The sequence below is a fragment of the Candidatus Dormiibacter sp. genome, from assembly GCF_050999135.1.
Classification (GTDB): domain Bacteria; phylum Chloroflexota; class Dormibacteria; order Dormibacterales; family Dormibacteraceae; genus Dormiibacter; species Dormiibacter spiritus.
On the sequence record NZ_JBPCPN010000026.1, the window covers coordinates 44,151 to 56,913 of the forward strand.

Here is a 12,763-nt window from a genome sequence, read left to right on the forward strand (position 1 = left end):
TCCGTCATGAATACAGCCCGCGCGGTGGGACAGACGCTGGTCAGGCTGGGTGTAGAAGAGGTCTTCGGTGTGATCGGCAGCGGCAACCTGGTCGCCACCAACGCCATGGTGGCGGCCGGGGCCCGCTTCTTTGGCGCCCGGCACGAGGGCGGTGCCATCACAATGGCGGATGCCTACTCCCGGGTCACCGGCCGGGTGGGTGTCTGCACTGTGCACCACGGACCGGGTCTGACCAACGCCGTGACCGGACTCACCGAAGCTGTGAAGAGTCGGACGCCGCTGCTCCTGGTCACCTCGGATGTCGGTGCCACGGCTCTACTCTCCAACTTCAGGATCGACCAGGCCCAGCTGGTTGTGGCAGTGGGAGCCGTCGTGGCGCGGCTGCTCAGCCCGGAGACCGCTGTGGTCGACACGGTGCGGGCCTATCGCAGGGCGCTCGCGGAGCGCATCCCGGTGGTCCTGATGATGCCGCTCGACGTGCAGCACGCTGACTGCCCGGAGCCCCCGGCTGAGCTCCCGCCGTTGGTCGCCCTGCCGCCTGCCGTCCCCGGTCAGACAGAGCTGAAGACGGCGGCGGCGCTGCTGGCAAAAGGCCGCCGGCCTCTTGTCATCGCCGGCCGCGGAGCGGTCCTGGCCGGAGCCGGTGAGGCGCTGGAGCGCCTGGCCGAGCAGATAGGTGCCCTGCTGGCGACGAGCGCGCCGGCCAAGGACTACTTCCAGAGCAGTCGCTGGTCACTCGGCATCTCCGGCGGCTTTTCCAGCGACCTGGCGGCGGAGCTGATCGCCGAGGCAGACCTCGTGCTGGCGGCAGGCGCCAGCCTCAACATGTGGACAACGCGCCAGGGCAGCCTGCTGAGCCGGCAGGCGAGGGTGATTGCCATCGACAGTGACGCTCGAGCGCTTGGTCAGCACCACCGGGTCGACCTGGCGCTGGTCGGCGACGCCCGCAGCACCGTCTGCGGGCTGAGCGCCGAGCTGGCGGATCGGGCTGTCCCCGGCTGGCGCAGCGACGAGCTGGCGGCGCGCATCGCGGCGGGTAGCTGGCTGAAGCAGCCGTACCAAGATGAGAGCACGCCCGAGCGGATCGACCCGCGAACGCTGTCGCTGGCCGTCGGTGAGCTGCTGCCGCGGGAGGTGAACATCGCCACTGACGGCGGCCACTTCTGCGGCAATGCGGCGCTCTACTGGACTGTGCCCGAGCCGGCGGCTTTCGCGTTCACGCAGAACTTTCAAGTGGTGGGGATTGGACTCGCCACGGGCATCGGCGCGGCCATCGGCCGACCCGACCGGCTCACGGTCACTGCGCTCGGTGACGGCGGCGCGCTGATGGGCATCTCGGAGCTCGAGACTGTCGCCCGCTTCCGGTTGGGCATGCTGATCGTGGTCTTCAACGATGCCGCCTTCGGGGCTGAGGTACATCACTTCGAGCCACTCGGCGAGGATCTGAGCCTGGTGCGATTCGAGGAAACTGACTTTGTGCCGCTGGCGCGGGCGGCCGGCTTGGACGGAGTTACCGTCCGCCGCCGCGAGGACCTGGCTCAGGTGGGGGAGTGGCTGGCCGGCAGCCGGGACAGATCGCTCCTGGTCGACGCCAAGGTGGTCCCCACGGTGGTGGCTCCGTGGCTGGAGGAGGCTTTCAAGGGTCACTGAAAGCTGACATCTTCGGTTGGTTGGTCCCTCGCGTCGGGGCGCCGCGTGTGCCATCCTGTCGGTCATGAGCCGAGGGCCGACTCGCCGTGTCAGCCGACTGGTGGCATCCGGCGCGATCTCCGAGGCACTCGTGCGCGCCGCCGAGCACGAGGCCGACCTACTGGCGCAGCCCTACATCAGCCTTGACCACGTCCAGCTGGCTCGCCTCCGAAGGGACGGGCTCGCGGCCGAGTACAACGCACTGCGAGGGAGGTTGACAGCTGATGTCCCGCGTCGCTGGTGGCGTCCCCTCGGTCCTCGCTCGGCGCTTCGGCGGCGAGGGCGGCAGGACACCGAGGCGGCACGCCTCGCGGCTGAGCATGCGGAGCGCGGCGACGATACCGATCGATTGTGAACGAAGGCCTGCGCCGCCGCGAGGTCGCACCGCTCCAGCGCAGTGGTCAGGGGCGGGCGTCGGGGCCTTCGATCCAGACCGCGCCGGAGCTGGCGAACTCCTTCTTCCAGACCGGCACCGACTCCTTCAGCCTGTCGATGCCCCAGTGGCAGGCTTCGATGGCTTCGCCCCGGTGGGGGCAGGCGACAGTCACCACCACCGACGCCTCGCCGATGTCCAGCTTGCCGATGCGGTGCGCCATCGCCACTCGAGCGGCAGGCCAGCGGCGGCCCATCTCGTCGGCCAGCTCAGTCATCTTGGCCTCGGCCATGCCGGCGTAGGCCTCGTACTCCAGGTGGGTGACGCTCTCACCCCGAGCGCTGTCGCGGACGATGCCGGTGAAGGTGCAGATCGCGCCCGCGCCCGGGTGTGTCACAGCCGCTTCGAGGCGCCGGGCGTCCAGCACCTCGGCGCTCAGCTCGATCAGGGCCACTGGCCCGGAGCCGCCGCTCACCGGGGGGATGAAGGCGATCTCGTCACCGTCAGCTACCTCGTCCTCCCAGCCGGCGTAGTTCTGGTTGCGGGCAGGCCGGATCAGGTTCTGGTCTGCTTCCAGGCCGGGATGCCGCCGCCGCAACGCCTGGTAGAGGTCGCCGATACTGCCGCCGCCCGGCAGCTGCTCGGAGGCCACCCCGGCCTGCTCGCGGAGGCGGGCGAAGAGCCTGACGGTGACCATCAGGCCTCCTTTCCCGGCGAACCGAGGGCAGTGAGCACGTGCACCTCCTTGCCGCTGTCGAGGGCCCGCTCGATGGTTCGACGGGTGCCGCTGGAGGCCCCGTCCCAGAAAGCCACCAGCACATCCACTGCTCCGACCAGGCGCTGATTGCGACTGGCGGCGACCTCGTCATCCCGCGCCTCCTCGAAAGATGCCGCCAGCACCTTCACCGGTAAACCTCGTTCGCGTGCAGTTCGGGCTGCTGTAGCGTCCACGCCGCTGGCGCTGCCGGTGACCAAGCTCGCCGCCCGGGGCAGCTCGCGCACGTAGCTGGCGACTCGGTCGAGGTCGGGATAGTGCCGGCTGCCGACGATGCCGACACGCTGGGCTGCCGTCAATCTTCTTCGGTAGGCTCTACCGCGCCCGCCTCGGCGAGCCGGGCCAGGTTCGCCTCGAACATCTCCCGGAGCCGCCGAGCCTGCTGGTCGTACGCGTGCGGATCCGGCCAGGCGGAGCGAGGATTGAGAACCTCGGCAGGCACCTTGGGCACTGCCACGGGCACTGCCAGGCCGAAGACCGGATCCGTTCGCGTCTCGACGTCCCGCAGCCTTCCCTCGACCACCGCTCTGACGATCGCGCGCGTGTGAGCTATCGAGATGCGCTTGCCGACCCCGTAGGCGCCCCCCACCCAGCCGGTGTTCAGCATCCACACCTGGGCATCGTGCTTGTGCAGGCGCTCGACCAGCATCTGGGCGTAGGTCTCCGGCGACAGCACCAGGAACGGGCCGGCGAAGCAGGAGCTGAACGTGGGCTCGGGTTCGGTCACCCCGCGCTCGGTGCCGGCGACCTTGGCGGTGTAGCCGGAGAGGAAGAAGTAGCGGACCTGTTCGTCATTTAGGCGCGCGACCGGGGGCAGCACGCCGAAGGCGTCGGCTGAGAGAAAGACAACGTTGCTCGGGTGAGCGGCGCGGCCGCTCAAATCGGCGTTGGGGATGAGCTCGACAGGATAGGCGGACCGCGTGTTCTCGGTCTTGCTGCCGTCGTCGTAGTCGGGGACTCGGGTGTCAGGATCAAAAGCGACGTTTTCCAGGACGGTGCCGAAGCTGTTGGTGGCGGCGTAGATCTCCGGTTCGGCGTCCTTCGAGATGCGGATGGTTTTTGCGTAGCAGCCGCCCTCGAAATTGAACACGCCTTCGTCCGACCAGCCGTGCTCGTCGTCGCCGATCAGCTTGCGAGTGGGATCCGAGGAGAGGGTCGTCTTGCCAGTTCCTGAGAGGCCGAAGAAGAGTGCCACATTGCCGTCATGACCGACGTTCGCCGAGCAGTGCATGGGCAGAGCTCCAGCCTCGGGCATGAGGTAATTGAGAGCTGTGAATATCGACTTCTTCATCTCGCCGGCGTAGCGCGTGCCGCCGATCAGCACAGTCCGGCGCGCGAAATTGACGAGGATGAAGGTCTCGGAGCGGGTGCCGTGGAGCGAGGGATCGGCTTTGACCTCGGGCAGCGCCACGACTGTGAAGTCAGGCTCGAAGCCCTCCAGCTCCTGCGGCGAAGGTCTGATGAAAAGGTTGTTGACGAATAGGCTGTGCCAGGCGTACTGGGTGACCACGCGCACCTTGAGGCGGTAGCGTGGATCGGCGCAGGCGAATAGGTCTCGCACGTAAACCTCGTTGGCCCGGATGTACTTGGCCATGCGCTCGAACAGCTGGTCGAAATGCTCGAATGAGATCGGCCGATTGCCGGAGTGCCACCAGATCTTGTCCTGCGAGCTCGGCTCCTCGACGAAGAACTTGTCCTTGGGCGAGCGGCCGGTGTGCTGGCCGGTGTCAGCGATCAGCGCACCTGAACTGACGATGTTGGCTTCGCCGCGGACGATGGCCTGCTCGTAAAGCTCGGCAGGAGCGAGGTTGTGCCAGCTTCGCATGGCGCCGCCCAGGCCGACATGGCCCAGCAGGGGCCTCTCGATCACCTGCATTCGTCGATCATACTCACGGACTTACGCGGTTACGCCTCCATTCAGGCGTTCAGCCGGCGGCGCGAGCGTAGCGGCGGCGCTGCCTGCCGGAGACGAAGTCGAGCAGGACATACTCGCCCAACCGCTCAGGCGAGACGAAGAACGCCCGGCCCTTGTTGATGCGTGTCATCTGGCTGACGAAGTCGGCCAGATAAGGGCTTCGCTCGAGCATGAAGGTGTTGATGACTATGTGGTCGCGGGTGCAGCGCTGAACCTCCTTCAGGGTCTCCTGCACCGTGCGGAACGTGGGCGGGTAGTGGAAAAACACCTGACCGCCCTCGTCCAGGTGGGCGGTTGGCTCGCCGTCAGTGATCATGACTATCTGACGGTTGCCGCGATGCCGGGCGAGTAGAGAGCGCGCGACCTGGAAGCCGTGCTGCATGTTGGTGCCGTAGACGTAGTCGTTCAGCGCCAGGCTCGGCAGGTTCTGCGGTTTCAGCTGCACAGCTGTGTTGGAGAAGCCGATCACGTAGAGGCTGTCGCGCGGAAACTGGGAACGGATGAGTGCGTCCAGCGCGATGGCGACTTTCTTGGCGGCCAGAAAGCAGCCGCGCAGGAACATCGAGCGGCTCATGTCGATCATCAGCACTGTTGACGCCTGGCTGGCGTGCTCGGTGTGGTGGACCTGGAAGTCGTCCGGCTGCAGTCGCACAGGCACCCCTGGACCCTCGCGCTGAAGTGAGTTGAAAAGCGTCTCCTTCATGTCCAGAAGAAAGGGGTCGCCGTATTCATAGCGCTTCAGCTCTTCCGCCGCCTCAGTGCCGAGGCCGCCGGCGCGCAGCTGGTGCTGACCGACCTGACTCTTCTTGAGCTGGGCGAAGATGTCCTTCAAGGCTCCCTTGCCGATCCGGCGCATGCCCTTCGGGGTGAGCTCCAAGCGCCGACCCTTGCGCTCGATGTAGCCGGCCTTCTCCAGCACGCGTGAGACCTGCTGCAGCTGATCCAGCTGGCGGCGCGCCTCGGGCCCGAGCAGGCTCTCGGCCAGGCTGGGGTCGACGTCATCCAGGCGGAAGCTGCCCCGCTGCAGCTGCGATTCCAAGCGGTCCATCTGCTGCAGCTGGTCCATCAAGCCCATCGCCTGCTGCATGGAGACGGGTTCGTCGCCGAAGAAGGGATAACGTTCGCTGAGCTCTGAGGGCGGCGCCATCTGCTGCATGAGACCGGCCAGCCTGGCCAGTTCCAGGCGCAAGGAATCGTCTTGGAGCAGCTCGTCCATCATCAGCCGGAGCTCGGCCCGCGCTTCGGGCGACATCGACTGCAGGAGCGACTGCATCTGAGCCATCTGCCGCTGCAGGTGCTCCAGCAGCTGGTCCAAGCTCTCGATACCCGGCGGAAAGAAGTGGCCGTGCTTCTGCATGAAGCCTGGAAAGTCGGGCTGGCGGCCCTGTCGCCGCGCCTCCAGCATGGCGTTCAGATCCCTGACCATCTCCCTGACTGCGCCCAGATCCTGCTGAGTCATCTGAGAGATGGACTGCTTCATGCCCTGGAACATCTGGTTCATGACCTGCTGCTGCAGCTGGCTGACCAGCTTCTCGAAGGCCTCGCGGGCGCCCTCGTCCATGAACTCGTAGTTCCGCAGCGCCTTGACGCGCCCACCGAGGTCGTCAGGCAAGCGGTCGAGCTTGTCCCGGCGCTGCTTGGCCATGCGCTCCAGCAGCCGGCGGCTTTCCGGCGGCGCCTCGGCAAGCTTGCGCTCGATACCCGCCCGCTCCTGGTCGACCACCTGCTGGAGCTGCTCGCGGATGGCGTCGACAGCCGTGTCCAGGTCGTACCGGGCCAGCTCCTCCTCGCGCTTCTTCTGCAGATCCTGGAGCAGCTTCTCCAGGCCTGCCAGGTCCTGATTGCCCCAGCGGTTCAGGCGCTGGAGCGCGGCATTGAGGTCGCCGTAGTTCATCAGGTCGTCGGCCAGGGCGTCGAGAGTCCGCTCGGGATCAAGCTCCTCGAAGAGCTGGCTGCCGTCCCACCGCGAGTACCTGAAGCTGGCTGGCATGAGCCGTTGGCGCCAACGTTACAGCGAGAGATGCGGCCGGGAACCCGGCCGAGCGGAGGTCAGACCTCGGCGCCCGGCTGAATGTCCAGCACCTTGACCCCGGGGCCAACAAGCTCCTGGAGCTGGCTCGGGCGCCCCGTCAGCATTGGGAAGGTGGCGAAGTGCATGGGCACCACAGTCTTGACGCCCAGCAGCTCGACTGCCTTGGCCGCCCTCTTGGGATCCATCGTGTAGTGGCCGCCGATGGGCAGGAAGGCCGCGTCGAGCCGGTGCAGCTCACCGAACAGCTTCATGTCCATGAAGACGTCGGTGTCCCCGGCGAAGTAGATGGTGAAGCCGTTCTCGAACTCGATCACGTAACCGGCCGGATCGCCACCGTAGAGCTTCTGCTCGCCTGCCTCGATGCCACCGGAGTGGCGGGCGTCGACCATGGTGATCTTGATCCCGTCGATGTCGATAGTGCCGCCCTTGTTCATCCCGATGTTGTCGCTGCCGGGGAAGCCGAGGCCGGTCAGAACGCCGACGGTTTCCGGAATGCCTATCAGCTTGGCGCGGGTGGCCTTGCCGATCTCGACAGCGTCAGCTGTGTGGTCGAAGTGGCCGTGCGTGATGAGGATGAGATCCAGGCTGTCGATCTTCTTCAGGTGCTCGGGAGCGACAGGGTTGCCGGCGACCCAGGCGTCCAGCAGGAGCTGCTTGCCCCGCGCGCTGCGCGCGAGCCAGGTGCCGTGACCGATCCAGGTAAAGCGAACCTCGTCATTGATGGGCATGTCTTCCCTCCTCACCGTTGGTTTTGCCAGGGGCGTGGCACTTACCCTATTCGGTCTCGGCCGCCCCGAGGGGGGCGCAGCCTAGCATTGGTCGAGCGATGGATCAGCGGAAGCCGCAGCTGAGTCCCGTCCGCCGGATCCGGCCCAAGCAGGACGCGACCCCCGCGCCGGAGGTGCGACCGGTCAGCGCCAGCGAGCAGAAGATCAACCAGTACCGCAACCGCCGTTATCAGGTGCTCCACCAGGAGACCGAGCCGGCCCGGAAGCGGCGAGAGCAGGGCAAGCCGGACGCGCGCGACCGCATCACGGCTCTCCTGGACCGCGAAAGTTTCGTCGAGCTGGACATGTTCGCCACCAACCGGGCGACCGGCTTCGGCATGGAGTCAAAGCGGGTGCCAGGCGACGGCGTGGTTACGGGCTTCGGCTCCATCGACGGTCGCCAAGTCTGCGTCTACGCCTACGACCCGACTGTGCTGGGCGGTTCTCTGGGCGAGGTGACTGCTGAAAAGATTGTGAAGGTGCAAGAGCTTGCACTGCGCAACCGGGTGCCGATCATTGGCATCAACGACTCTGGGGGCGCCCGCATCCAGGAGGGCGTGGTGGCGCTGGCCGGCTACGCTGACATCTTCTTCCGCAATGTGCAGTCGTCGGGTGTGATCCCGCAGCTGAGCGTCATCGCCGGGCCCTGCACGGGTGGCGCTGTCTACTCGCCGGCCATCACCGACTTCATCTACATAGTGGACGGCTCCGGCTACATGTTCATCACGGGGCCTGAGGTGGTGAGGGTCACGACTGGCGAGGAGGTCACCTTCGACCAGCTCGGCGGCGGCGATGTGCACAACACGCTCTCGGGAGTCGGCCACTTCCTACCGGAGACCGAGGCAGAGTGCTGGGCGGGTATCCGCCGGCTGCTCAGCTACCTGCCCGCTTGGAACGGCGAGCCGCCACCCTTCGTCCCCAGTGACGACGACCCGGAACGGGCGGATCCCGAGCTGCAGACGCTGGTGCCTGACAGTCCCAACCTGCCCTACGACATGCGGGAGCTGATTGGGCGACTCTTGGACGACCGACAGTTCTTGGAGGTGCAGCCGTTCTTCGCGCAGAACATAGTTGTGGGTCTGGGTCGGCTCGGCGGCCACACGGTGGGCCTGGTGGGCAACCAGCCCAAGGTGCTGGCGGGAGCTATCGACATCAAGGCGTCGATCAAAGCAGCGCGGTTCATCCGCTTCTGCGACGCCTTCAACATCCCCATCGTGTCGCTGGTCGACGTACCCGGCTATCTGCCCGGCACCGCGCAGGAGCACGAGGGCATCATCCGCCACGGCGCCAAGCTGCTCTACGCGTATGCAGAGGCCACCGTGCCGAAGCTGACGGTGATCACACGCAAGGACTACGGAGGCGCCTACTGCGTCATGTCGCCCAAGCAGATGGGCGCCGACCTGAACCTGGCCTGGCCGACGGCCGAGATCGCGGTGATGGGGCCTGAGGCCGCGGTGAACATCATCTACCGCCGCGAGCTGGCCGGGGAGTCCGACCCGGCAAAGCTGCGGGCGGAGCTGGTCGCGGAGTACACAGCGCGCTTCGCCAACCCCTATGTGGCGGCAGAGCGGGGCTATGTGGACGACGTGATCGAACCGCGCGAAACTCGCCGGGAGCTGATCAACGCGCTGAAGCTGTGCTTGCGCAAGAAGGTCGACCGCCCCGCCCGCAAACACGGCAACATCCCGCTTTAGAGGAAGACTCCAACGGCGAAGGCAGGCATCGCAAAGCTCTGCCCCAATGCTCGAAGTCAGGCAGCACGGTTGCGCCGGGATTCAGGTTTGCGGGAACCAGCGGCGGCGTGGGGCGGAGGGACCGCGGAGTTCCATTGGAGCCAATCCAGGATGTGAGGCACGGTTTGCAGAACCGTCGGTTTACTGCCGTTTCTCCCAGAGTGTCGCAGCCGTAGGATCATCCTCGTCCTTGACATTGGTGCTCATCGTGCCAAGGGAGTCGATAGCTATTCGGACAACGTCACCGGCCGTGAGTGAACGCGGAGTTTTCATTGCCATCCCGACGCCAGCAGGAGTTCCCGTGAGAATGATATCGCCCGGAAACAGCCGGATGCTTGCACTGATTGACTCGATCAGGCTCTCAACATCGTAGGTCATGTGGGCTGTCGTGTCGTCCTGCCGCAATTCTCCGTTTACCCAAAGTCGGAGACCCATAGCGTGCGGATCAGCCGAACTGTCTGGCGTGACGAGCCACGGTCCGGTCGGACAGAATGAGTCGTAGCCTTTGCCACGGAGGACCTGGAGGAAGAGGGGATGCTTCGCTTGGTCTTCGAGCACGACATCGCGAGCGGTGACGTCGTTCGCGATCATGAAGCCCGCCACATGGGCCATGGCATCCGAGTATCGCACCCGCCTGCCTCCGGTCCCGATCACTACCGCAAGCTCTGCCTCGTAATCCAGCAAACGGGTTTCGGGCGGCCGGATGATGTCATCGTTGGGACCAACGACCGATCCGGGTGATTTGGCAAACAGCACCGGTCGAGAAGGGCTAGGTTGGCCGCTACTGACCTCGTTCATGTGACCTGCATAGTTCGCCCCGACGGCGATGATCTGACGGGGCGCCGGTACCGGCGGACCGAGCCTGACCTCGCTGATGCGCATGCGCGGCGCGCCTTCCACGGCCCATGAAGATATCGCCGGCCGAAGGTGTCCTAGGAGACCAACCAGGGGCGTCATATCCACCGACATGCCGAGACTCCCAAGTAGCGGCGCCAAAGGCACAAGGTGCTCATCATCCGCCAGCACGGCCGGGCGCTCTGCCCCGTGCAAGCCGAAGCTAACAAGCCTCACGCCGACACCACCCTGTCTAGCACAGTATCGGGTTGAGTCCGCATCTCGCCTTGGGCACGCTACCCATTCGGCGCCGCAATGTGGTGCCGACCTTGGCTATGACGGCCCCGCAAAGAACGCGCGAGCCAGCTCGAAATTGTCGTAGTAGCGCCAGAACTCAACGATGAGGCCGGCGTCCATCCGCATGACGTCGACCGCCGTACCGGTGAATGAGAGCGACGTTTTTGAACCGCGCATCTGTACAATGCTTGTCGCATATTCGTCGTTTGCCATTATCGAGACGATGTCCTGCTGAAAACCAGCGCCAGCAGCACCGAAGTACACCTTCCAATACTTCATCACATCCTCGACGCCAACATAGCGTCGAGCGGGCGGCACGACCCCGGACTCGTGCCAAATGATGTCAGCACTGAACATCCGGCGGATGGCGTCGAGATCACCGCGTTCAAGCCGAGTGTGACCGTCGATCACCACAGCCGCATTCGGGTGAACAGCACCGGTGGGCTTATACAGCAGCATCTCGAGCCCTTCGAATAGCCAGGGAACCAACCGCCCGGCGCATGGTACGTGCGATTCCTACGATATTCAGTCGCCGCGAAACGCGGCCATGATGCGGGCCGTGTCGGCGAAGATTCGGTAGCGGATTGCGACACCGTCGGCAAACGTCCACACGTGTGCGGAGTCCCCAACGAAGTCGCGCCCGTTGTGTCGCATCGTCGTCTCTAGGTGCAGGAATGCTACAACCGTGTCGCCCTCGGCCACGATGTCAACGACATCAAACGCTTTGAAGGACGCGAGCTTACCAAGTTCCTCAAAGTAGCGTGCAACCTCATTCTTGCCGCGGAACACGCCGCCCACAGGATGATCTGGGGGAAGCGGGTCGATCCAGTCGACGTCGTCTGCGATGGCGTCCATGAATGGTCCCAGGTCGCGCCGGCTGAAGGCCTCGTATGCGTCTCGTACTCGCCGCTTGTTCGCCTGATCCGACATTAGCGCCCCTCCAATCCGGCACGAGCGATTCTCGCCGACGCCATGCTGCGGAGCAGGCATCCCTGTGGAAGTCACGCGAACCCCGCACACACGATACTGCGCGATCGGTCAAGGCGGTGAATCGTCGCTGACCGTCCAGGGCCTCATGTCGGGCTACCAGGCCCTCGCGGTGAAGGTGACCCGCCATCGCCGGACCGCGGCGCCGGGTTGTCGGCCATAGGTTCTCCGGCGGCAGGCGCGGGAGGGGGATAACATCGGCACAGCCCATCCCTTGCGGGACCGGTCGGGGTGAGTGGCCGGCCTGGCGGTCCCTGTACTCCGCGTTCGTGCACAGGACGAAGAGCGTGTGATCGACGTCGCAGCGTTCGCCACCCGAGCGAGCACCCGCTGTCCCCGCTGTCATGGTCAGACCCCGACCTTGATGCAGCCCACGCAAGTGCGGCGCACCCGCACTGGCGCGTCCCGCCGCTGTGACTGGCCCTTGATCAGCCTGCCGCTTCTCGCCTCAAAGCTGAGGCTTCCATCGCGCTGGTGCCCGATCGTGTAGGCACCCTCGTGCAGCCGCCGGTGATGAAAGCCGCAGAGCGAGACCAGGTTGCTCCGATCAGTGCGGCCACCTTGTCCCCAGGGCTGCAGGTGGTGAGCATGCGTCCGCCGCACAGGGACCGGGCGACCAGGAAAACAGCAGGCCTGTCCCGCGCGTTGAGAGCAGTGCGCAGCCGGGGCGAGCCAGTCCGCCGCGAGCGGCCGAGGTCGATCGGCAGTCCCTCGCGCTCCCAGAGCTCCATCACCTCTGCCTCGCAGGCCAGCCGCTCCGCCACCGAGGGCGGCAGTGCCTGCCCATCCTCCAACGTGCAGCGACCACCCTCCTGCTTGCCGCTCAGCAGCGAGGCATCGACGTGAACCACCATCCGAGTCCGACCAGGTGCGCCCTCCAGATCGGCCGGTGCCACGCCGGTGGCATGCTCGCAGACAGCTACCAGCGCGTCAGCCCGGCGCGCCGCCCAGGGGTCCTCCGCTGGATCCGGCACCTGGGGCGCTTCCTGCCCCTCGGCCAGCGTCTCTCCAGCCGCCTGAGCCGGCTGCTGCGCCCGCTCCAGAGCGATCGACTCCAGCACCGAAGCCACCAGCGCACCCTCCTCCGGCGGCAAAAGCGCGACCAGGCGGCAGCATCCCGTCCTCGCGGTAGCTGGTCCAGAGGCCGCGGTTGGCAAGCTGCGCTTCAGGGTTGCCGTCCCGAGCCTGGCGGTAGAGGCGGCAGATCCTGCTCAGCTGGCCGGCTGTCAGCTCGCGGCCCAGCTCGACCCAGCCCTCCTCATCGGCGGCAGTGGCGACACTCGCCAGCGCTCTGGCCTTGTCCAGCGAGAGCTCACCGGTGCGGAAGGCGGCTCGGGTCAGCGGCAGAGCCCCCAGCGCAG

General features: G+C 66.0%; 12 protein-coding genes and 1 pseudogene. 3 read left to right on the forward strand and 10 right to left on the reverse strand.

Annotated elements, in window-relative coordinates:
• Window positions 1–6 precede the first annotated feature (6 nt).
• Both ACR2MZ_RS06705 and ACR2MZ_RS06710 read left to right on the forward strand, forming a co-directional pair.
• Complete coding sequence (locus ACR2MZ_RS06705; protein ID WP_434004292.1) at window positions 7–1,650, forward strand: thiamine pyrophosphate-binding protein; 1,644 nt, start codon at window positions 7–9, stop codon at window positions 1,648–1,650.
• 64 nt (window positions 1,651–1,714) lie between these two features.
• Window positions 1,715–2,044, forward strand: a complete 330-nt coding sequence (locus ACR2MZ_RS06710) for a hypothetical protein (RefSeq protein WP_434004293.1) — start codon at window positions 1,715–1,717, stop codon at window positions 2,042–2,044.
• Between the two features lie 46 nt (window positions 2,045–2,090).
• Here ACR2MZ_RS06710 and ACR2MZ_RS06715 read toward each other — a convergent pair whose 3' ends face one another.
• The 5 genes from ACR2MZ_RS06715 to ACR2MZ_RS06735 are packed head-to-tail and all read right to left on the reverse strand — an operon-like array spanning window position 2,091 to window position 7,512.
• Entirely contained in the window at window positions 2,091–2,759 is a 669-nt protein-coding gene (locus tag ACR2MZ_RS06715) for a molybdenum cofactor biosynthesis protein MoaE (protein WP_434004294.1), read from the reverse strand.
• Window positions 2,759–3,136 (reverse strand): hypothetical protein, encoded by a 378-nt coding sequence (locus ACR2MZ_RS06720; RefSeq protein ID WP_434004295.1) that lies wholly within the window; start codon window positions 3,134–3,136, stop codon window positions 2,759–2,761. Before ACR2MZ_RS06720 ends, ACR2MZ_RS06715 begins: the two co-directional genes overlap by 1 nt.
• Window positions 3,133–4,713 (reverse strand): phosphoenolpyruvate carboxykinase (ATP), encoded by a 1,581-nt coding sequence (gene pckA, locus ACR2MZ_RS06725; RefSeq protein ID WP_434004296.1) that lies wholly within the window; start codon window positions 4,711–4,713, stop codon window positions 3,133–3,135. The genes ACR2MZ_RS06720 and pckA overlap by 4 nt, the downstream gene beginning before the upstream one ends.
• Window positions 4,714–4,762: 49 nt before the next feature.
• Complete coding sequence (locus ACR2MZ_RS06730) at window positions 4,763–6,742, reverse strand: vWA domain-containing protein (protein ID WP_434004297.1); 1,980 nt, start codon at window positions 6,740–6,742, stop codon at window positions 4,763–4,765.
• Between the two features lie 59 nt (window positions 6,743–6,801).
• Window positions 6,802–7,512: a metal-dependent hydrolase gene (locus tag ACR2MZ_RS06735; protein WP_434004298.1), complete on the reverse strand. Its 711-nt coding sequence runs from the start codon at window positions 7,510–7,512 to the stop codon at window positions 6,802–6,804.
• 98 nt (window positions 7,513–7,610) lie between these two features.
• Between ACR2MZ_RS06735 and ACR2MZ_RS06740 the strand changes: the two genes are divergently transcribed.
• Complete coding sequence (locus ACR2MZ_RS06740; protein ID WP_434004299.1) at window positions 7,611–9,245, forward strand: acyl-CoA carboxylase subunit beta; 1,635 nt, start codon at window positions 7,611–7,613, stop codon at window positions 9,243–9,245.
• Between the two features lie 180 nt (window positions 9,246–9,425).
• Here ACR2MZ_RS06740 and ACR2MZ_RS06745 read toward each other — a convergent pair whose 3' ends face one another.
• From ACR2MZ_RS06745 to ACR2MZ_RS06765, 5 genes and pseudogenes are all read right to left on the reverse strand, one after another.
• The gene (locus tag ACR2MZ_RS06745) at window positions 9,426–10,184 is read right to left on the reverse strand and encodes a fumarylacetoacetate hydrolase family protein (protein WP_434004300.1); all 759 of its coding nucleotides are present in this window, start codon (window positions 10,182–10,184) and stop codon (window positions 9,426–9,428) included.
• Between the two features lie 267 nt (window positions 10,185–10,451).
• Window positions 10,452–10,874, reverse strand: coding sequence for a nuclear transport factor 2 family protein (locus ACR2MZ_RS06750; RefSeq protein WP_434004301.1), 423 nt, complete (start codon window positions 10,872–10,874; stop codon window positions 10,452–10,454).
• A gap of 66 nt (window positions 10,875–10,940) precedes the next feature.
• On the reverse strand, window positions 10,941–11,405 hold the full coding sequence (locus ACR2MZ_RS06755) for a nuclear transport factor 2 family protein (RefSeq protein WP_434004302.1): 465 nt from the start codon (window positions 11,403–11,405) through the stop codon (window positions 10,941–10,943).
• 345 nt (window positions 11,406–11,750) lie between these two features.
• Window positions 11,751–12,005 (reverse strand): HNH endonuclease signature motif containing protein, encoded by a 255-nt coding sequence (locus ACR2MZ_RS06760; RefSeq protein ID WP_434004303.1) that lies wholly within the window; start codon window positions 12,003–12,005, stop codon window positions 11,751–11,753.
• Window positions 12,006–12,097: 92 nt separating this feature from the next.
• Window positions 12,098–12,472, reverse strand: a pseudogene (locus ACR2MZ_RS06765) (DUF222 domain-containing protein); the annotation flags it as partial.
• Between the last annotated feature and the right edge of the window lie 291 nt (window positions 12,473–12,763).

Bases quoted from the DNA above. Each gene is read 5' to 3' on its own strand.
- ACR2MZ_RS06705 (WP_434004292.1), top strand. From the start codon at position 7: ATGAATACAGCCCGCGCGGTGGGACAGACGCTGGTCAGGCTGGGTGTA.
- ACR2MZ_RS06710 (WP_434004293.1), top strand. From the start codon at position 1,715: ATGAGCCGAGGGCCGACTCGCCGTGTCAGCCGACTGGTGGCATCCGGC.
- ACR2MZ_RS06715 (WP_434004294.1), bottom strand. From the start codon at position 2,759: ATGGTCACCGTCAGGCTCTTCGCCCGCCTCCGCGAGCAGGCCGGGGTG.
- pckA (WP_434004296.1), bottom strand. From the start codon at position 4,713: ATGCAGGTGATCGAGAGGCCCCTGCTGGGCCATGTCGGCCTGGGCGGC.
- ACR2MZ_RS06730 (WP_434004297.1), bottom strand. From the start codon at position 6,742: ATGCCAGCCAGCTTCAGGTACTCGCGGTGGGACGGCAGCCAGCTCTTC.
- ACR2MZ_RS06735 (WP_434004298.1), bottom strand. From the start codon at position 7,512: ATGCCCATCAATGACGAGGTTCGCTTTACCTGGATCGGTCACGGCACC.
- ACR2MZ_RS06740 (WP_434004299.1), top strand. From the start codon at position 7,611: ATGGATCAGCGGAAGCCGCAGCTGAGTCCCGTCCGCCGGATCCGGCCC.
- ACR2MZ_RS06750 (WP_434004301.1), bottom strand. From the start codon at position 10,874: ATGCTGCTGTATAAGCCCACCGGTGCTGTTCACCCGAATGCGGCTGTG.
- ACR2MZ_RS06755 (WP_434004302.1), bottom strand. From the start codon at position 11,405: ATGCCTGCTCCGCAGCATGGCGTCGGCGAGAATCGCTCGTGCCGGATT.